General features: G+C 73.5%; 22 protein-coding genes. 18 read left to right on the forward strand and 4 right to left on the reverse strand.

What is annotated here, in order from left to right:
- Nucleotides 1-52: 52 nt before the first annotated feature.
- From hisD to hisF, 8 genes are read left to right on the forward strand one after another with little or no spacing between them, the layout of a single operon-like run.
- The gene (hisD, locus tag ACFY00_RS01935; RefSeq protein WP_388026245.1) at nucleotides 53-1,387 is read left to right on the forward strand and encodes a histidinol dehydrogenase; all 1,335 of its coding nucleotides are present in this window, start codon (nucleotides 53-55) and stop codon (nucleotides 1,385-1,387) included.
- Nucleotides 1,384-2,484, forward strand: a complete 1,101-nt coding sequence (locus tag ACFY00_RS01940; RefSeq protein ID WP_388026246.1) for a histidinol-phosphate transaminase — start codon at nucleotides 1,384-1,386, stop codon at nucleotides 2,482-2,484. The genes hisD and ACFY00_RS01940 overlap by 4 nt, the downstream gene beginning before the upstream one ends.
- A gap of 6 nt (nucleotides 2,485-2,490) precedes the next feature.
- Nucleotides 2,491-3,084, forward strand: coding sequence for an imidazoleglycerol-phosphate dehydratase HisB (gene hisB / locus ACFY00_RS01945; RefSeq protein WP_388026247.1), 594 nt, complete (start codon nucleotides 2,491-2,493; stop codon nucleotides 3,082-3,084).
- The gene (locus tag ACFY00_RS01950) at nucleotides 3,084-3,227 is read left to right on the forward strand and encodes a hypothetical protein (RefSeq protein WP_388026248.1); all 144 of its coding nucleotides are present in this window, start codon (nucleotides 3,084-3,086) and stop codon (nucleotides 3,225-3,227) included. The genes hisB and ACFY00_RS01950 overlap by 1 nt, the downstream gene beginning before the upstream one ends.
- 12 nt (nucleotides 3,228-3,239) lie before the next feature.
- A complete protein-coding gene (gene hisH / locus ACFY00_RS01955) occupies nucleotides 3,240-3,875 on the forward strand; it encodes an imidazole glycerol phosphate synthase subunit HisH (RefSeq protein ID WP_388026250.1) in 636 nt (211 codons plus the stop codon).
- A 22-nt stretch (nucleotides 3,876-3,897) separates the two neighbouring features.
- Entirely contained in the window at nucleotides 3,898-4,626 is a 729-nt protein-coding gene (gene priA / locus ACFY00_RS01960) for a bifunctional 1-(5-phosphoribosyl)-5-((5-phosphoribosylamino)methylideneamino)imidazole-4-carboxamide isomerase/phosphoribosylanthranilate isomerase PriA (RefSeq protein ID WP_285736495.1), read from the forward strand.
- Nucleotides 4,623-5,060: a RidA family protein gene (locus ACFY00_RS01965; protein ID WP_388026252.1), complete on the forward strand. Its 438-nt coding sequence runs from the start codon at nucleotides 4,623-4,625 to the stop codon at nucleotides 5,058-5,060. The genes priA and ACFY00_RS01965 overlap by 4 nt, the downstream gene beginning before the upstream one ends.
- Entirely contained in the window at nucleotides 5,057-5,827 is a 771-nt protein-coding gene (gene hisF / locus ACFY00_RS01970) for an imidazole glycerol phosphate synthase subunit HisF (protein ID WP_285736493.1), read from the forward strand. The genes ACFY00_RS01965 and hisF overlap by 4 nt, the downstream gene beginning before the upstream one ends.
- A gap of 30 nt (nucleotides 5,828-5,857) precedes the next feature.
- On the opposite strand, the gene ACFY00_RS01975 is transcribed toward hisF, so the two are convergent.
- From ACFY00_RS01975 to ACFY00_RS01985, 3 genes are all read right to left on the reverse strand, one after another.
- Nucleotides 5,858-6,622, reverse strand: a complete 765-nt coding sequence (locus tag ACFY00_RS01975) for a VOC family protein (protein ID WP_388026254.1) — start codon at nucleotides 6,620-6,622, stop codon at nucleotides 5,858-5,860.
- Between the two features lie 85 nt (nucleotides 6,623-6,707).
- Nucleotides 6,708-7,400: a TIGR03085 family metal-binding protein gene (locus ACFY00_RS01980; protein ID WP_388026255.1), complete on the reverse strand. Its 693-nt coding sequence runs from the start codon at nucleotides 7,398-7,400 to the stop codon at nucleotides 6,708-6,710.
- Between the two features lie 16 nt (nucleotides 7,401-7,416).
- Nucleotides 7,417-7,935, reverse strand: a complete 519-nt coding sequence (locus tag ACFY00_RS01985; RefSeq protein ID WP_388026256.1) for a septum formation family protein — start codon at nucleotides 7,933-7,935, stop codon at nucleotides 7,417-7,419.
- Between the two features lie 155 nt (nucleotides 7,936-8,090).
- Here ACFY00_RS01985 and ACFY00_RS01990 point away from each other — a divergent pair, with 155 nt between their 5' ends.
- Both ACFY00_RS01990 and ACFY00_RS01995 read left to right on the forward strand, forming a co-directional pair.
- The gene (locus ACFY00_RS01990) at nucleotides 8,091-8,405 is read left to right on the forward strand and encodes a hypothetical protein (RefSeq protein ID WP_388026258.1); all 315 of its coding nucleotides are present in this window, start codon (nucleotides 8,091-8,093) and stop codon (nucleotides 8,403-8,405) included.
- On the forward strand, nucleotides 8,405-10,084 hold the full coding sequence (locus ACFY00_RS01995) for a hypothetical protein (RefSeq protein WP_388026259.1): 1,680 nt from the start codon (nucleotides 8,405-8,407) through the stop codon (nucleotides 10,082-10,084). Before ACFY00_RS01990 ends, ACFY00_RS01995 begins: the two co-directional genes overlap by 1 nt.
- A gap of 59 nt (nucleotides 10,085-10,143) precedes the next feature.
- On the opposite strand, the gene ACFY00_RS02000 is transcribed toward ACFY00_RS01995, so the two are convergent.
- A complete protein-coding gene (locus ACFY00_RS02000) occupies nucleotides 10,144-10,647 on the reverse strand; it encodes a hypothetical protein (protein WP_388026260.1) in 504 nt (167 codons plus the stop codon).
- A gap of 337 nt (nucleotides 10,648-10,984) precedes the next feature.
- Between ACFY00_RS02000 and hisI the strand changes: the two genes are divergently transcribed.
- The 8 genes from hisI (at nucleotide 10,985) to trpB (ending at nucleotide 17,248) form a co-directional block, all read left to right on the forward strand.
- Nucleotides 10,985-11,359, forward strand: coding sequence for a phosphoribosyl-AMP cyclohydrolase (hisI, locus tag ACFY00_RS02005; RefSeq protein WP_388026261.1), 375 nt, complete (start codon nucleotides 10,985-10,987; stop codon nucleotides 11,357-11,359).
- Between the two features lie 43 nt (nucleotides 11,360-11,402).
- A complete protein-coding gene (locus ACFY00_RS02010; RefSeq protein ID WP_388026262.1) occupies nucleotides 11,403-12,908 on the forward strand; it encodes an anthranilate synthase component I in 1,506 nt (501 codons plus the stop codon).
- A gap of 346 nt (nucleotides 12,909-13,254) precedes the next feature.
- Nucleotides 13,255-13,797, forward strand: a complete 543-nt coding sequence (locus tag ACFY00_RS02015; protein WP_388026263.1) for a TIGR02234 family membrane protein — start codon at nucleotides 13,255-13,257, stop codon at nucleotides 13,795-13,797.
- A gap of 145 nt (nucleotides 13,798-13,942) precedes the next feature.
- Nucleotides 13,943-14,191, forward strand: coding sequence for an HGxxPAAW family protein (locus ACFY00_RS02020; RefSeq protein ID WP_388026264.1), 249 nt, complete (start codon nucleotides 13,943-13,945; stop codon nucleotides 14,189-14,191).
- A gap of 170 nt (nucleotides 14,192-14,361) precedes the next feature.
- Nucleotides 14,362-14,838 (forward strand): DUF2752 domain-containing protein, encoded by a 477-nt coding sequence (locus tag ACFY00_RS02025; RefSeq protein WP_388026265.1) that lies wholly within the window; start codon nucleotides 14,362-14,364, stop codon nucleotides 14,836-14,838.
- A gap of 153 nt (nucleotides 14,839-14,991) precedes the next feature.
- Entirely contained in the window at nucleotides 14,992-15,804 is an 813-nt protein-coding gene (gene trpC / locus ACFY00_RS02030; protein ID WP_388026266.1) for an indole-3-glycerol phosphate synthase TrpC, read from the forward strand.
- Between the two features lie 75 nt (nucleotides 15,805-15,879).
- Nucleotides 15,880-15,963 carry a hypothetical protein gene (locus ACFY00_RS02035; RefSeq protein ID WP_388026576.1) on the forward strand — a complete coding sequence of 28 codons (84 nt, stop codon included), beginning with the start codon at nucleotides 15,880-15,882 and terminating at the stop codon, nucleotides 15,961-15,963.
- A gap of 52 nt (nucleotides 15,964-16,015) precedes the next feature.
- Nucleotides 16,016-17,248, forward strand: a complete 1,233-nt coding sequence (gene trpB, locus ACFY00_RS02040; RefSeq protein WP_388026578.1) for a tryptophan synthase subunit beta — start codon at nucleotides 16,016-16,018, stop codon at nucleotides 17,246-17,248.

Below are 17,248 nucleotides of genomic sequence, written 5' to 3' on the forward strand. Positions count from 1 at the left end.
ACGGACTGAAATGCCGGGCTGTCGCTTTTCGCCACTCCTTACACTTGGGCCTGTGATCTCTCGAATCGACCTCCGCGGCTCCTCCACGGACCCGCGCGACGTGCTCCCCCGTGCCGAGTTCGACGTCGAAGCCGCCCTGGAGAAGGTCCGGCCGATCGCGGAGGACGTGCGCCATCGCGGGGTCGCGGCGCTGATCGAGATCACCGAGCGCTTCGACGGCGTCCGGCTGGAGTCGACCCGCGTCCCGGCCGGGCAGATCGCCGAGGCGCTGGAGCAGCTGGACCCGAAGGTCCGCGCCGCGCTGGAGGAGTCGATCCGCCGCGCCCGCGCCGTCCACGCCGACCAGCGCCGGGTCGGGCACACCACGCGGGTGGTGCCCGGCGGCACCGTCACCCAGCGCTGGGTGCCGGTCGACCGGGTCGGCCTGTACGTGCCCGGCGGCCTCGCCGTGTACCCGTCCTCCGTGGTGATGAACGTGGTGCCCGCCCAGGAGGCCGGGGTGGCCGGGATCGCCGTCACCTCCCCGCCGCAGAAGGCGTTCGGCGGCCGCGTCCACCCGACCATCCTGGCCGCCTGCGCGCTGCTCGGCGTCGACGAGGTCTACGCGGTCGGCGGCGCCCAGGCGGTGGCGATGTTCGCCCTCGGCACCGAGGAGTGCGAGCCGGTCAACCTGGTCACCGGCCCCGGCAACATCTACGTCGCCGCCGCCAAGCGCCTGTTCGCGGGCCGGATCGGCATCGACTCGGAGGCCGGTCCGACCGAGATCATGGTCCTCGCCGACGACACCGCGGACGCCGCGGAGGTCGCCGCCGACCTGATCAGCCAGGCCGAGCACGGCCCCACCTCCGGCTCCGTGCTGGTCACCGCCTCGCCGCTGCTGGCCGACGCGGTGGAGGCCGAGCTGAAGGCGCAGGTCGCCCGCACCCGGCACTCCGAGCGGGTGGCCGAGGCGCTCGGCGGCCCGCAGTCCGGGATCATCCTGGTCGACGACCTGGAGCAGGGCCTCGCCGTGGTCAACGCCTACGCCGCCGAGCACCTGGAGATCCAGACCGCCGACCCGCACGCCGTCTCCGAGCGGGTCCGCAACGCGGGCGCGATCTTCCTCGGCCGCTTCACCCCGGTCTCGCTGGGCGACTACGCGGCCGGCTCCAACCACGTGCTGCCCACCGGCGGCTGCGCCTGCCACTCCTCCGGCCTGTCCGTGCAGACCTTCCTGCGCGGCGTCCAGGTCGTCGAGTACGACCGCGCGGCGCTGGCCGGGATCGCCGCGCACGTGGTCAACCTGTCCGAGGCCGAGGACCTGCCCGGCCACGGTGACGCCGTCAAGGCCCGTTTCATCGGAGATGAACAGAATTGGCACAGCGACTGGAGTGTCCCCAGCTCGTGACGAAGATCGACGACCTCCCGGTCCGGGACGAGCTGCGCGGCCAGTCCCCGTACGGCGCGCCGCAGTTGGACGTGCCCGTCCAGCTCAACACCAACGAGAACCCGTACCCGCTGCCCGAGCCGCTGGTCGCCCGGATCGCCGAGCGGGTCGCCGAGGCCGCCCGCCACCTCAACCGCTACCCGGACCGGGACGCGGTCGAGCTGCGCACCGGCCTGGCGCGCTACCTCAGCGACACCACCGGCTTCGCCGTCGGCACCGAGCAGGTGTGGGCCGCCAACGGCTCCAACGAGGTGCTCCAGCAGCTGCTGCAGACCTTCGGCGGCCCCGGCCGGACCGCGATCGGCTTCGAGCCCTCGTACTCGATGCACGCCCTGATCGCCCGCGGCACCGGCACCGGCTGGGTCTCCGGCCCGCGCAACGCCGACTTCACCATCGACGTGGACGCGGCCCGCGCGGCCATCGCCGAGCTGCGCCCGGACGTGGTGTTCGTCTGCTCGCCGAACAACCCGACCGGCACCGCCGTCGAGGCCGACACCGTGCTCGCCCTGTACGAGGCCGCGCAGGCCGCCGGGCCCAGCATGGTGGTCGTCGACGAGGCGTACGTCGAGTTCTCGCACCGCGCCTCGCTGCTGCCGCTGCTGGAGGGCCGCCCGCACCTGGTGGTCTCCCGCACCATGTCCAAGGCGTTCGGCGCGGCCGGGCTGCGGCTCGGCTACCTCGCCGCCGACCCGGCCGTGGTGGACGCGGTGCAGCTGGTCCGGCTGCCCTACCACCTGTCGGCCGTCACCCAGGCCACCGCGCTGGCCTGCCTGGAGCACACCGACACCCTGCTCGGCTACGTCGACCGGCTGAAGTCGGAGCGCGACCGGGTGGTGCGCGGGCTGCGCGAGCTCGGCTTCGAGGTCACCGAGTCCGACGCCAACTTCGTCCAGTTCGGCCGCTTCGCCGACACCCACGCGGTGTGGCGGGCCGTCCTCGACCAGGGCGTGCTGATCCGCGACAACGGCGTTCCCGGATGGCTGCGCGTCTCCACCGGCACCCCCGCCGAGAACGACGCCTTCCTGAGCGCCGTCGCTACTGTGAGCAAGGAGCTGTAACCCCGCATGTCCCGCATCGGCCGCGTCGAACGCACCACCAAGGAGACCTCCGTCCTGGTCGAGATCGACCTCGACGGAACCGGCAAGACGGACGTCTCCACGGGCGTCGGGTTCTACGACCACATGCTCGACCAGCTCGGCCGCCACGGCCTCTTCGACCTCACCGTCAAGACCGAGGGCGACCTGCACATCGACACCCACCACACCATCGAGGACACCGCCCTCGCGCTCGGCGCCGCCTTCAAGCAGGCGCTCGGCGACAAGGTCGGCATCTACCGCTTCGGCAACTGCACCGTCCCGCTGGACGAGTCGCTCGCCCAGGTCACCGTCGACCTCTCCGGCCGCCCGTACCTGGTGCACACCGAGCCGGAGAACATGGCGCCGATGATCGGCTCGTACGACACCACGATGACCCGGCACATCCTGGAGTCCTTCGTGGCCCAGGCCCAGGTCGCCCTGCACGTGCACGTGCCGTACGGCCGCAACGCCCACCACATCGTCGAGTGCCAGTTCAAGGCGCTCGCCCGGGCGCTGCGCTACGCCTCCGAGCGCGACCCGCGCGCCGCGGGCATCCTCCCGTCGACCAAGGGCGCGCTCTGATGGCCACGCTGTTCATCGTCCTCGGGCTCTTCTTCGCGGGCGGCGTCTGGTCGTTCTGGAAGCAGAAGCTGCCCAAGGGCGTCGTCCTCGTCCTCGGCTTCGCCTCGGCCATGTGCCTGGCCGCCGGCATCATGCGCCTCTAGGGAGACCCACCGATGTCCAAGAACGTCGTGGTGCTGGACTACGGCTCCGGCAACCTGCGCTCCGCCCAGCGCGCGGTCGAGCGCACCGGGGCCACCGTCACCGTCACCTCGGACTTCCAGCGGGCGCTGGACGCCGACGGGCTGCTGGTGCCCGGCGTCGGCGCCTTCGAGGCGTGCATGCGCGGCCTGAAGGCCGTCCGCGGCGAGCAGGTGATCGGGCGCCGGCTGGCCGGCGGCCGACCGGTGCTCGGCATCTGCGTCGGCATGCAGATCCTGTTCGAGAAGGGCGTCGAGCACGGCGTCGAGACCGCCGGGTGCGACGAGTGGCCCGGCGTGGTCGAGCCGCTGGACGCGCCGATCGTCCCGCACATGGGCTGGAACACCGTCGACGCCCCCGAGGGCAGCCGGATGTTCGCCGGGATGGACCCGGAGACCCGGTTCTACTTCGTGCACTCCTACGGCGTGCGGCACTGGGTGCTGGAGACCCACTCCGAGAAGATCCGCGCCCCCAAGGTGACCTGGGCCACCCACGGGCAGCCGTTCGTCGCCGCCGTGGAGAACGGCCCGCTGTGGGCCACCCAGTTCCACCCCGAGAAGTCCGGCGACGCCGGAGCCGCCCTGCTGACCAACTGGGTCGACACCCTCTGACGACGGAAGAGTCCTTCAGAACATGACCAACCGCCTCGAACTGCTGCCCGCCGTCGACGTCCGCGACGGCCAGGCGGTCCGCCTGGTCAAGGGCGCCTCCGGCACCGAGACCTCCTTCGGCGAGCCGCTCGCCGCCGCCCTCGCCTGGCAGAACGCCGGTGCCGAGTGGCTGCACCTGGTCGACCTCGACGCCGCCTTCGGCACCGGCAGCAACCGCGAGCTGCTCCGCGAGGTCACCGGCCGCCTCGACATCAAGGTCGAGCTGTCCGGCGGCATCCGCGACGACGAGTCGCTCGCCGCCGCCCTCGCCACCGGCTGCACCCGGGTCAACCTCGGCACCGCCGCCCTGGAGAGCCCCGAGTGGGTCGCCAAGGTCATCGCCGAGCACGGCGACAAGATCGCCGTCGGCCTCGACGTGGTCGGCACCACCCTGCGCGGCCGCGGCTGGACCCGCGACGGCGGCCAGCTCTACGACGTGCTGGCCCGCCTCGACGCCGAGGGCTGCGCCCGCTACGTGGTCACCGACGTCAACCGCGACGGCACCCTGACCGGCCCCAACCTGCAGCTGCTGCGCGACGTCTGCGCCGCCACCGACAAGCCCGTCGTCGCCTCCGGCGGCGTGTCGTCGCTCGACGACCTGCGGGCCATCGCCACCCTGGTACCGGAGGGCGTCGAGGGCTCGATCGTGGGGAAGGCGCTCTACGAGCAGAAGTTCACCCTCGAAGAGGCCCTGGAGGCTGTGTCCCGATGACCGACGAAACCCCGGCACCCACCACCGCCCGCACCTCCGGCGAGTCCCCCTACGAGGACAGGTACGGATTCTCCCGGGCGGTGGTGGCCGGGGACTTCGTCCTGGTCTCGGGGTGCACCGCCTACGACGACGGCGTCCCCGTCCACGAGGGCGACCCGTACGAGCAGACGCTGGCCGCCTTCGCGGTCGCCCTCGACGCGCTCGCCCGCCACGGACTCACCGCCGCCGACGTGGTCCGCACCCGGATGTACCTCACCCACGTCCGGGACTGCGACGAGGTCGGCCGCGCGCACAAGGAACTCTTCGATGCGGTCCGCCCGGTCGCCACCATGGTGGTCGTCCAGGGCCTGACCGACTCCCGGATGATGGTCGAGGTCGAGGTCGAGGCCCACCGGCCCGGCCTGGCCCGGACTTTGGAAGGCACCCCGCAGTGACACTCGCAGTACGCGTCATCCCCTGCCTGGACGTGGACGCCGGACGCGTCGTCAAGGGCGTCAACTTCCAGAACCTGCGCGACGCCGGGGACCCGGTCGAGCTCGCCAAGCTCTACGACGCCCAGGGCGCCGACGAGTTGACCTTCCTCGACATCACCGCCTCCTCCGGCTCCCGCGAGACCACCTACGACGTGGTCCGCCGCACCGCCGAGCAGGTCTTCATCCCGCTCACCGTCGGCGGCGGCGTCCGCGCCGTCGAGGACGTCGACCGGCTGCTGCGCGCCGGGGCCGACAAGGTCGGCGTCAACACCGCCGCCATCGCCCGCCCCGAACTCGTCCGCGAGATCGCCCGGCGCTTCGGCCGCCAGGTCCTCGTCCTCTCGGTCGACGCCCGCCGCTGCCCCGAGGGCACCGAGACCGCCTCCGGCTTCGAGGTCACCACCCACGGCGGCCGCCGCGGCACCGGCATCGACGCCGTCGAGTGGGCGGTGCGCGCCGCCGAACTCGGCGCGGGCGAGATCCTGCTCAACTCGATGGACGCCGACGGCACCAAGGACGGCTACGACCTGGAGATGATCCGGGCCGCCCGCAAGGCCGTCTCCATCCCGGTCATCGCCTCCGGCGGCGCCGGGAAGCTCGCCGACTTCGCCCCCGCGGTCGACGCCGGGGCCGACGCGGTCCTCGCCGCCAGCGTCTTCCACTTCGGCGACCTGACGATCGGCCAGGTCAAGGACGAACTCCGGGCCACCGGCCACCCCGTCCGCTGAGGCGCGGGCCCCGCCGGACGAGCGCCAGCGCTACCGGCGGGGCCCCTCCGGCTCCAGCAGCGCGAACTGGGCGCCGAACGGGTCCGCCAGCACCGCGATCCGGCCCACCGTCGGCACCCGCTCCGGCGGCACCAGCACGCTCCCGCCCAGCCGCCGCACCTCGTCGGTGGCCAGCAGCGCGTCCGCCACCGCGAAGTGCACCAGCCAGCCCACGTCCACCCGCGGGTGCACGCCCGCGATCCCGCCGAACTCCTCCTCGCCGTCCGCCGGGCGCAGCACCGTGTCCTCCACCCCCGGCACGTCCGCGCTCCGGCTCCGCCAGCCGAACAGGCCCCGGTAGAAGCGCAGCGCCCCCGGCGGGTCCGAGGTGTGCAGCTCCGCCCGGCACAGCGCGCCCCGCTCGCCCACCGCCTCCAGCCCGGCCGTCCCGCCCGCCTCCCACACCGCGAACCGGCCGCCCGTCGGGTCGGTCAGCTGCGCGAACCGGCCGTGCCCCGGCACCTCGGTGGGGCCGACCCGGACGACGCCGCCCGAACGTTCCGCCGCCGCGGCCGCCCGCGCCGCGTCCGCCGCGGCGAAGTACACCGTCCAGGCGGGCAGCGGCTCCGCCTCCGTCAGCGGGCCGACCCCCGCCACCGTCCGGCCCGCGCTGCGGAAGAAGCCGTAGCCGTTCGGGCCGGGCGGGCCCAGCTCCCAGCCGAACACCGAACCGTAGAACAGCTCGGACTCGGCGAGGTCCGCACTGCCCAGGCCGATCCAGTTCGGCGAACCCGGACGGAAGTCGCTGCTCACCATGGTCGTGCGCTCCTGGGGGTGCGGGGGAGGGGTCTGGGGCCAGGCTGGCACACCCACCGACCGCACCGGACGGACCGACGCGCCGTCAGGCCACCGGCTCCGCGCCCGGTTCCGCGCCCGGCTCCGCGCCCGGCTCGGTGCTCGGCTCGGGCAGCGGCAGCACGTGCGCCAGCGTCTCCACCGCCTCCGGCTCGCCCTCCGCCACCACCGCGGCCCGGGCGCCCCGCCCGTACAGGAACAGCACCAGCTCGCCCGGCTCCCCGCGCACCGTCACCACCGGCGTGCCCTTCCGGCGCACCGAGACCTCCCGGCCGTCCGGGCGCACCAGCCGCAACGAGAGCGGCGCCCGCGCGTCACCGAACCGGGCCACCGCAGGGACCCGCTTCCACAGCGCCTCCGCCAGCTCCGGCGACGGCAGCTCCGGCTCGAACGGCACCGCGCGGCGGACGTCCTCGGCGTGCACGAAGAACTCCACCAGGTTCGCCGCGCCGTCCACCCCCGGCAGGTTGAACGGCGACCAGGCCGGCGGCCCCGAGCGGAACGACTTCACCAGCGCCTCGTACCCCCGCCCCGCGACCTTCCCCTGCACCCGCTCCGTCCATCCCGCCAGCGCCCCCACCCGGATCCCCGCCGCCGCGTCCGGCCGCCCCTCCCGCACCACCAGGTGCGCCGCCAGGTCCCGCGCCACCCACCCCTCGCACAACGTCGGACCCTCCGGCCCCGCCGCCGCCAACAACCGACTCAACCGGGCGCGTTCACCCTGCGCAAGACTCACCATGGGCCCAGCCTAAGGGTCAGGGGTGGAGCGGGCCGGTCATCTTCTTGGGCTCCTGCCCCACCCGGACGGTCACCGCGCAGCTGACGTCGCGGTACCCCTGCCGGTAGAACGCCGAGAGCGGGACGAGCGGGCTGTTGACGTACGGCCCGCCGCCGTCCTGCCGTTGCTTGACGGTGGTGAACTCGGCTTTGCAGAGCTCCAGCGTGGCCTGGATGATCGAGTGGTCGTCGGTCAGGCCCTCCGGCAGCACCGCGTTGCCGATCGTCTCGGAGTCGTGCGGCTGCTCGCACGGCACGGGCGTGTACGTGTCGACCGGACTGTCCCGGACCCAGGGTGCCAGCAGGCAGGTGCCGGGCGCGAAGAACGCGTACGGGTACGTCTTGGACGGGCTGGGGCTCGGGGTCGGGGTGGGGCTGGGGGTCGGTGGGGGCGGGGCCGCGGCCGGTTGCTTCGGGTCGGGCCACAGCAGCACCGCTGCCACGACGAGGACCGCGGCCACCAGGCCCGCCAGGAACGCCTTCTGCCGTCCGCTCATGCCAACCCCCCTGATTCGAAGGCTATTCTGATGGCACAACAGGTGCCACGTCAGTCCTTTTCGGACATTCGTTTGCCCTTCCTTTGCATGCTGATCAGTAGGATGACCGGCCTGTCAGAGGGATGGCAGGAGAACGTCGGAGAAAGGCAACTGCCATGGGGGACAACGGGTTTCGGGTCGAACCCAGTGCGCTCGACCGGTACTCGTCGCTGCTTGCCGAGCAGGCCGAGCAGCTGAGCCGGATCGCGGAGGCGACCGCCGCGATCACGATCTCGTCGGACGCGTTCGGGCACCTGCCGAACGCCCAGAACCTGGCCTCGGCGTACCAGGAGCACGCCGGGGCCAGCCGCGAGAACGTCGGGCTGATCGGCAGGGCGGTGGACGGCACTTCGCGCGGGCTGTCGGGGGTCTCGCGGAACTACACGGACCACGAGGACCACGTGGTCGGCACCCTGGGGGGTAATCGCTGATGGCGGTGCACGGCAGCACGGGCAGCAGGAGGGGTTCGAGCGGCGGCAGTTCGAGCGGGTCGCAGCGGCGCGACCCGCGGGAGAGCTACGCCCAGCAGCACCCGCGGGTGAGCGACCCGAGCACGGTCGGTGCCTCCAGGCACCCGCAGGCGCAGCCGCAGCCGCAGACGCCCCCCGCGGGCCACGGCGGTACCGGTGGCACCGGGCGGACGCCGACGGTGGGGAACCCGGAGGAGATCCGCCCGGGTGCGGCGCGTCCGGCGGGGGACGGCGGCGGGGAGGCCGGTGGCGGTGCGTCGGACGAGCCGGAGGCCGTGCAGGGGAGCTGGTTCGGCGGTGCGCTGAAGGAGGCCGCGAAGAACGCGGCCACCGGCGCGGCCGGCAGCTTCGGGAGCAAGGCCGGCGAGTGGGCGGGGCAGAAGGTGTTCGGCTCCTCCGAGGAGCCGGAAGGGGGGCCGGAGGGAGAGGATGACTCCCCGGCGGCGACGGGGTTGGCCCGTGCCACGATGGGGGCGGTGCGCGAGTACCAGGCGGAGCGCGCCGGGCCCACCACGCAGCCCGGGGCGGGGGGTTGGAGCACCCAGCCGGCGTACGTGTCGGGGCCGGGGGCGGAGCTGCTGAACAGCGGGAGCGACGCGTACGCGTGGGCCCGGGCGCAGATCCAGGAGTCGATCGGGAACCTGCCGGAGGCGGAGCACAAGTCCCGGGGCGGTCTGAGCGGGGCGCTCGACGAGATGGTCGAGTGGGCGCTGGAGAAGTCCGGCCTGCTGGACATGCTGGAGGAGGTCACCGGCAACCTGGCGGAGCTGAACAACGCGACGATGGAGTGGCAGGCCCAGGCCTCCGCGGTGCGGTCGGTGGCGGCCGAGCTGCGCTCGGGCGTGATGCCGGTCGCGGAGAGCTGGGCGGGGGCGGCGAGCGACGCGTTCGGCGGCCACATGGGCAACGTCGCGGACGCGCTCGACCAGACCGCCGAGGAGATGATGCAGACCGCGCAGATCATCAACTCGGCCGCGCAGGAGTGCGCGATGGCCGAGGGCATGGTGATCGAGATCATCACCGAGGCGATCGAGTCGCTGATCGTGTCGCTGGCCGCGGAGGCGGTGCTCTCCTTCGTCACCTTCGGCGCGGCCGCGGTGGTCGGCGCGCTGCTCGACGAGGCGGAGATCGACGTCTTCGTGGCGCGGGTGGCGCGGGTGTCCACCAAGCTGGCGAAGGCGCTGGAGGAGCTGCTGAAGGCCCTGCAGGAGATGGGCAAGGCGGTGAAGGCGACCCGCAAGCTCGGCGACATCAGCAAGGTGATGCAGAAGATGGAGAAGGTCGAGACGGCCTTCAACAACGTCCGGAAGCTGGAGGAGGGCGAGAGCAGGGCCGCCAGGATCGCCCAGAAGATCGACGACAAGGTCACCGAGAAGGCCACCGGCTGGGCCGAGGACAGGATCAAGGCGGGGCTGGGCATCGACGAGGAGGACCGCGAGGGCGTCGAGCGCGGCGACGGCACCCTCAAGGGCAACCTCAAGGCGGCCGGGAAGTCCTCGCTGGGCGCCCTCAAGGAGGGGCTCACCAGCGAGACGAACAAGAGCGCGCTGGAGCAGGAACTGCTCAACGACATCGGGCTGAACCAGGAGCCGGACCCCTACCGGGTGGACCGCTCGCGGATCCAGACGGCGTTCGGCTGAGCCCGTCGGCCCCGCCGCCACGGCGGCGGGGCCGACCGGCCCGGAGCCCGGAGCCCGGGTCAGCGTCCGCCGACGGCGGCGCGGAAGGCGTTCAGGTCCTCCTCGCCGTCGAAGGCCAGCGCGATCCAGGAGCCGTCCGCGAACACCAGGTCCTGCCGCTGGGCCCAGACGTCGTTGGGGGTGTCGGGGCGCAGCCACCAGGTCCCGGCGGGCAGTTCGAGCAGCGGGGTGGCCCGGTAGTGGTCGTTGTACTGGCCCTCGGTCCAGCGGCTCAGGACGAGCATCCGGCGGTCGGTGACCAGCATGGTGAACAGGTCGTGGTCGGCCTTGAGCTTCTCGCCGGCGGTGGTGCGTACGGCCCGCCAGAACAGCCGGGCGGTGGAGCCCTCGGGGCCGTGCCAGGAGCCGCCGTGCAGCGGGCGGCGCAGGGCCCGGTAGGCGCGCCGGGTCAGCGAGAGGCCGTACGGGCGGCGCCCGTAGGCGTCCGGCCCGAAGATCTCGACGAACCAGCGCGGCAGGAAGTACAGCCACAGTCCGCGCCAGATCGACTTGAGGGAATTCATCGCCCAGACGAGAGGAGCGAAACCGGCGGCGCGAACGGTGTCGCGGTCCCACCAGAGCGGCAGTAGGCGGTCGAGTTTCACCGCCCACGTGCCGATCATCGGCTCGCCCGGATACAGGTGCTCACCTGCGGTTCGCTGCAGTCGGTAATCCCCGTACGCAACCGTCGGAAGCGGTTGCGGCTGATATGCGCTCATTCGACGGAACCCCCCATTTCCCCAAGCAGTTCGGTTTTCGGCGGGGATCAAACTACCGGGTGGGGGAGGCGTTTTCGACCGCCTCCGGAAGTACCGTCCCGGTACGGTCCGACGGCCCGGCGCGGCCTGCGAGAATGGGGGCATGTCGACCTCTCCCGCCGCCCCCGGCAGCACCGCCCTGGACCCGGCGATCGCCGCCCGTCTCAAGCGCACCCCGGACGGCCTGCTGCCCGCCGTCGCCCAGCAGTACGACACCGGCGAGGTGCTGATGCTCGGGTGGATGGACGACGAGGCGCTGCACCGCACCCTGACCACCGGCCGCTGCACGTACTGGAGCCGCAGCCGGGCCGAGTACTGGGTGAAGGGCGACACCTCGGGCCACGTCCAGCACGTCAAGCAGGTGGCCCTGGACTGCGACGGGGACACCCTGCTGATCAAGGTCGACCAGGTCGGCGCGGCCTGCCACACCGGCGACCGGACCTGCTTCGACGCCGACGTGCTGCCGCTCGCCGAGTAGCCTGTCCCCCGACCAGACCTCCCTCCCATCCGATCGGTGTCCCATGGAACTTGAGGCTTTCCGCACGCTCGCCGCCGACACCCGGGTCATCCCGGTCACCCGCAGGCTCCTGGCGGACGGCCTCACCCCGATCGGCGTGTACCGCAGCCTCGCCGCCGAGCGGCCCGGCACCTTCCTGCTGGAGTCCGCCGAGCAGGGCCGCAGTTGGGCCCGGTACTCCTTCGTCGGGGTGCGCTCCGGCGCGGTCCTCACCGTCGGCGAGGACGGCGGCGCCCGCTGGCTGGGCGAGCCCCCCGTCGGCATCCCCACCACCGGCGACCCGCTGGAGGTGCTGCGCGCCACCCTCGCCGCCCTGCACACCCCCCGGCACCCCGACGACGGCCTCCCGCCGCTCACCGGCGGCCTGGTCGGCTACCTCGGCTACGACGTGGTGCGGCGCCTGGAGAAGCTCCCGAACCTCACCCCGGACGACCTGAAGCTCCCCGAGCTGACCCTGCTGCTCGCCACCGACCTGGCCGTCCTCGACCACGCCGACGGCACCGTGCTGCTGATCGCCAACGCGGTCAACCACAACGACCTGGCCACCGGCGTCGACGAGGCCCACGCGGACGCCGTCGCCCGCCTCGACGCGATGGAGGCCGACCTGCGCCGCCCCGTCGACCCCGGCCTCGCCACGTACACCCCGACCGCCGTCGACGCGCACTCGCCGTTCGGCGGCGAGCCGTACCGCAAGGCCGTCGACGTGGTGAAGGAGCGGATCCGGGCGGGCGAGGCCTTCCAGGTCGTCCCCTCGCAGCGCTTCGAGGCGCCCTGCCCGGCCTCCGCACTCGACGTCTACCGCGTCCTGCGCACCACCAACCCCAGCCCCTACATGTACCTGTTCCGCTTCCCCGGCCCGGACGGCGGCGCGGAGGGCGGCTTCGACGTGGTCGGCTCCAGCCCCGAGGCGCTCGTCAAGGTCGCCGGGGGCGAGGCCATGCTGCACCCCATCGCCGGCACCCGGCACCGCGGCGCGACCCCGCACGAGGACGCCGAGCTCGCCGCCGAACTGCTCGCCGACCCCAAGGAGCGGGCCGAGCACCTGATGCTGGTCGACCTCGGCCGCAACGACCTCGGCCGGGTCTGCGCGCCGGGCTCCGTCGAGGTCGTGGAGTTCATGACCATCGAGCGCTACAGCCACGTCATGCACATCGTCTCCACCGTCACCGGCAAGGTCGCCGCCGGCCGCAGCGCGCTCGACGTCCTCACCGCCTGCTTCCCGGCCGGCACCCTCTCCGGCGCGCCCAAGCCGCGCGCCATGCAGATCATCGAGGAACTCGAACCCACCCGCCGCGGGCTGTACGGCGGCTGCGTCGGGTACCTGGACTTCGCGGGCGACTCCGACACGGCGATCGCCATCCGGACGGCGGTCATCCGCGACGAGACCGCGTACGTCCAGGCGGGCGCGGGCGTCGTCGCGGACTCCGACCCGCACGCGGAGGACACGGAGTGCCGCAACAAGGCGGCGGCGGTGCTCAGGGCTGTCGCCACGGCGAACACGCTTCGCTGACGCGGGCCCTGCCCCGCCCACCCACCCGTGCGCCTGCCGCTGGGCTGGACCCGGCTCCGCCGGTGGGTGGGGGCGGGGGTGTGCGGCTGCGCTGGGTTGGGCTCGGCTCCGCCGGTGGGTTCGGTGAGGGCGGGGGTGCGCGGCTGCGCCGGGCGGGGAGCGGTCTGCCTGCGCTTCGCTCGGCCTGTCCCGGGGTTGTTGGGCGGAGGCCGGGGGCTCCTGGGCGTGCCGGAGGGGTGGGGGTCGGGGGTGGGGTGAGGTCGGGGACACTGGGGGGGTGAGTGAGACGTCTGCTTCCCCTTCCGGTGGTTCCCCTGCTTCGGCTTCGCGCGGTGCGTTGGGGTTGATGCTGCTGTTGACGGCGGTCGGTGCGGGGTTGGTGCTGACGGCGGTGGGGCGCACCTGGGCGGAGGGGGTGGCGGCCGGGATGGGGGGGAGCCGGGTCGCGGTGAGCGCGAGCGGGAGCAGGCTGACGGCGCTGCCGACGGCGATGGCGCTGACGGGGATGGCGGCGGCGGTCGTGGTGTTCGCGGTGCGCGGGTGGGTGCGGGTGCTGGTGGGGGCGTTGACGGTGCTGGCGGGGGTGGGCGCGGTCGCGGGGGCGGTGATCGGGTACACGGACACCGCGGGGTTGCACGCCGTCGCGGCGGGGCAGTTGGCGTTGAGCAGCGGCCGGGCGGAGGAGATCACCCGGACGGCGTGGCCGTGGGTGGCGCTGGCGGGCGGGGTGCTGCTGGTGGCGGCGGGGGCGTTGACGGCGTGGTTCGGACGGCGCTGGCCGGTGATGGGGGCGCGGTACGAGGCGCCGACCCGGAAGGCGCCGGTACGGGCGGACAGCCCGGCCGACCTGTGGAAGGCGCTGGACCGGGGCGAGGACCCGACGGGCTGACACCGACCGGCCGGGTGTGCGCGGCACCACGGCCGCCCCGGCTTGGGGCTGCCGTGTTCGGCCCGGCACAATGGAGGGGTCAACCCGTCGAGCGCCGCCCAGGACCGCCCGACCGGGCCCCGGAGAAACAAGGAGCACCAACAAGATGGCTGCAGCAGCGCACGGCCACACCCCCGCCGCGTGGACCGGCGTGGTCATTGCTTTCGTCGGCTTCTGCGTGTCCGGCGTCGCGATGATCATCCCGAACGTCGTGCTGGTCATCGCGGGCCTCGCCGTGGTTCTGATCGGCGGCGTGGTCGGCAAGGCCATGTCGATGGCGGGCATGGGCAAGCAGCCCAGCAAGAACTTCGCCCCGGCCCCCACCGAGGAGCGCAGCGCGGTCACCGCGGGCTGACCCGGCGGAGCACGACGGACGGACGGCGGGCCGGGTGCCCGCCGTTCGGCGTTTCCGGGCTCCCGGGCGGGGCGGCACAGGCCTCCGGCGGCTTCCGGGCTTCCGACGGCTCACGGGCTTCCGGGCGGGGCGGCCCGGGGGCGGTGGCCGGGCGGGGGCACAATCGTCCCGTGAACGCTCCTGCCGCCCCCGGCCCCGCCGCGTCCGGTCCCTCCGCCGCCCCCGGCGGTCCCGTGGTGCGGCGGCTGGTCCGTCCGCTGGCGGCGTTGACGGCGGTGGCGCTGCCGACGGCGTTCGTGGGGCTGGTGGACCCGAACGCGCCGGGGCACTACCCGACGTGCCCGTTCCTGCAGTTGACCGGCTGGTGGTGTCCGGGGTGCGGGGGGTTGCGCTGCGTGCACGCGCTGACCAGGGGGGACGTGCTGACGGCGGCGCACGACAACCTGCTGGTGGTGGTGCTGGCGCTCGGGCTGGCGGTGCTGTGGCTGGGCTGGCTGGTGCGGTCGGTGCGGGGGGCGGGCGGTCGGCCGGGGTGGCGGCCGCGGATGTCGCGGCGGCGGACGTGGGCGCTGGTGCTGGTGCTGCTGGTGTTCACGGTGGTGCGGAACCTGCCGGTGGGCGCGGGGCTGGCCCCGCCGGGGGTGTGAACGGGGCGGGCGCGCCGTCCGCCGGGCGGTCCGCGAGTCGAGACGCGCGCCGGGTGGATGCGGAGTGCGCCCCCCGCGCCCGATACCATCGAAGGGCCGGGGCCGCGTTCGACGCCCCCGGCCTCACCGCCGAAACACGATGGGGGCGCACGCGTGACTGTGCTCGACGAGATCATCGACGGGGTCCGGCAGGACCTCGCCGAGCGACAGGCCCGAGTCTCCCTGGACGAGCTCAAGAAGCTCGCCGCCAAGGCCCCCGAGGCGAAGGACGGCGTGGCCGCGCTGCGCGGTGACGGCGTCCGGGTGATCTGCGAGGTCAAGCGCTCCAGCCCGTCCAAGGGCGCGCTGGCGGCGATCGCCGACCCGGCCGCGCTGGCGGTCGACTACGCGGCCGGCGGTGCCGCCGCGATCAGCGTGCTGACCGAGCAGCGCCGCTTCGGCGGTTCGCTGGCGGACCTGGACGCGGTGCGCGCGGCCGTGCCCACCCCGGTCCTGCGCAAGGACTTCATCGTCACCGCGTACCAGCTGTGGGAGGCCCGCGCGCACGGCGCGGACCTGGCGCTGCTGATCGTGGCCGCGCTGGAGCAGCCGGCCCTGGTCTCGCTGATCGAGCGGGCCGAGTCGATCGGGCTGACCCCGCTGGTCGAGGTGCACGACGAGGAGGAGATCGCCCGCGCGGTGGACGCCGGCGCCCGGATCATCGGCGTCAACGCCCGCAACCTGAAGACCCTCGAGGTCGACCGGAACACCTTCGGCAACGTGGTGGACGCCATCCCGGCGCACGTCGTGAAGGTCGCCGAGTCGGGCGTGCGCGGGCCGCACGACCTGATCACCTACGCCAACCAGGGCGCCGACGCGGTGCTGGTCGGCGAGTCCCTGGTCACCGGCCGGGACCCGAAGGCCGCGGTCGCCGACCTGGTCGCCGCCGGGGCGCACCCGGCGCTGCGCAACAACGGGCGGGGCTGAGCCTCCGCCGTGTCGATCGCCACCCGTCTCGCCCCCGGCTGCCGCCCGCGCGGCTGCCGCGCGCCCGCACGCCGGGTGCTGGGGCGGCGGGTGCGGTACGTGATCGGCTGCGAGCCCGGACAGGTCCCCGGACGCCGATGGCGCGGTACCCGCGGCTGACGACCCGCCGCGCGTCCCACGTCCACGCCGTCAATCCTTCATCCGAGGACGGATCATGTCCGAGCACTACCTTCCGGGCGCCCAGGTGCCCGACGCACGCGGTTACTTCGGCGCCTACGGCGGCCGCTTCATCCCGGAGGCGCTGGTCGCCGCCGTGGAGCAGGTCGCCGAGGAGTACGAGAAGGCCAAGAACGACCCGGCGTTCGCCGCCGAGCTGGACGTCCTGCTCAAGGACTACACCGGTCGGCCGAGCCCGCTGACCGACGTCCACCGGTTCTCCGCGGAGGCTGGCGGGGCGCGGGTCCTGCTCAAGCGCGAGGACCTCAACCACACCGGCTCGCACAAGATCAACAACGTGCTGGGCCAGGCGCTGCTGACCCGCCGGATGGGCAAGACCCGGATCATCGCCGAGACCGGCGCGGGCCAGCACGGCGTGGCCACCGCCACCGCCTGCGCGCTGTTCGGCTTCGACTGCACCATCTACATGGGCGAGGTCGACACCGAGCGCCAGGCGCTGAACGTGGCCCGGATGCGGATGCTGGGCGCCGAGGTGATCCCGGTGACCTCCGGCAGCCGCACCCTGAAGGACGCCATCAACGAGGCGTTCCGGGACTGGGTCGCCAACGTGGACTCCACCCACTACCTGTTCGGCACGGTGGCCGGTCCGCACCCGTTCCCGATGATGGTGCGCGACTTCCACCGGGTCATCGGCGTCGAGGCCCGCCGGCAGGTGCTGGACCGCACCGGGAAGCTCCCGGACGCGGTGGTGGCCTGCGTCGGCGGCGGTTCCAACGCGATGGGCATCTTCCACGAGTTCATCCCGGACGCGGGCGTCCGGCTGATCGGCTGCGAGGCGGCCGGCGAGGGCGCCGAGACCCCCAAGCACGCGGCCACCCTGACCAAGGGCGACCCGGGCGTGCTGCACGGCTCGCGCACCTACGTGCTGCAGGACGAGGACGGCCAGACCATCGAGTCGCACTCGATCTCGGCCGGCCTGGACTACCCGGGCGTCGGCCCGGAGCACGCCTGGCTGAAGGACACCGGACGGGCCGAGTACCGCCCGGTGACCGACGCGCAGGCGATGGAGGCGCTGCGGCTGCTGTCCCGCACCGAGGGCATCATCCCGGCGATCGAGTCCGCGCACGCGCTGGCGGGCGCGCTCGAACTCGGCCGCGAGCTCGGCCCGGAGGCGACGATCCTGGTCTCGCTCTCCGGCCGCGGCGACAAGGACATGCACACCGCTGCCGAGTACTTCGGCCTCTACGACGCCGAGGGGACCAACTGA

The organism is Kitasatospora sp. NPDC001540, from assembly GCF_042894345.1.
GTDB classification, from domain to species: Bacteria; Actinomycetota; Actinomycetes; order Streptomycetales; family Streptomycetaceae; genus Kitasatospora; species Kitasatospora phosalacinea_C.

Coding starts and splice junctions, on each gene's coding strand:
- hisH (WP_388026250.1), top strand. CDS start 3,240: ATGTCCAAGAACGTCGTGGTGCTGGACTACGGCTCCGGCAACCTGCGC.
- ACFY00_RS02020 (WP_388026264.1), top strand. CDS start 13,943: ATGGCTGCAGCAGCGCACGGCCACACCCCCGCCGCGTGGACCGGCGTG.
- ACFY00_RS01985 (WP_388026256.1), bottom strand. CDS start 7,935: ATGAGCGGACGGCAGAAGGCGTTCCTGGCGGGCCTGGTGGCCGCGGTC.
- ACFY00_RS01990 (WP_388026258.1), top strand. CDS start 8,091: ATGGGGGACAACGGGTTTCGGGTCGAACCCAGTGCGCTCGACCGGTAC.
- hisI (WP_388026261.1), top strand. CDS start 10,985: ATGTCGACCTCTCCCGCCGCCCCCGGCAGCACCGCCCTGGACCCGGCG.
- ACFY00_RS01965 (WP_388026252.1), top strand. CDS start 4,623: ATGACCGACGAAACCCCGGCACCCACCACCGCCCGCACCTCCGGCGAG.
- ACFY00_RS01975 (WP_388026254.1), bottom strand. CDS start 6,622: ATGGTGAGCAGCGACTTCCGTCCGGGTTCGCCGAACTGGATCGGCCTG.
- ACFY00_RS01995 (WP_388026259.1), top strand. CDS start 8,405: ATGGCGGTGCACGGCAGCACGGGCAGCAGGAGGGGTTCGAGCGGCGGC.
- ACFY00_RS02015 (WP_388026263.1), top strand. CDS start 13,255: ATGCTGCTGTTGACGGCGGTCGGTGCGGGGTTGGTGCTGACGGCGGTG.
- ACFY00_RS01980 (WP_388026255.1), bottom strand. CDS start 7,400: ATGGTGAGTCTTGCGCAGGGTGAACGCGCCCGGTTGAGTCGGTTGTTG.
- ACFY00_RS02000 (WP_388026260.1), bottom strand. CDS start 10,647: ATGAATTCCCTCAAGTCGATCTGGCGCGGACTGTGGCTGTACTTCCTG.
- priA (WP_285736495.1), top strand. CDS start 3,898: ATGACCAACCGCCTCGAACTGCTGCCCGCCGTCGACGTCCGCGACGGC.
- hisB (WP_388026247.1), top strand. CDS start 2,491: ATGTCCCGCATCGGCCGCGTCGAACGCACCACCAAGGAGACCTCCGTC.
- ACFY00_RS01950 (WP_388026248.1), top strand. CDS start 3,084: ATGGCCACGCTGTTCATCGTCCTCGGGCTCTTCTTCGCGGGCGGCGTC.
- ACFY00_RS02010 (WP_388026262.1), top strand. CDS start 11,403: ATGGAACTTGAGGCTTTCCGCACGCTCGCCGCCGACACCCGGGTCATC.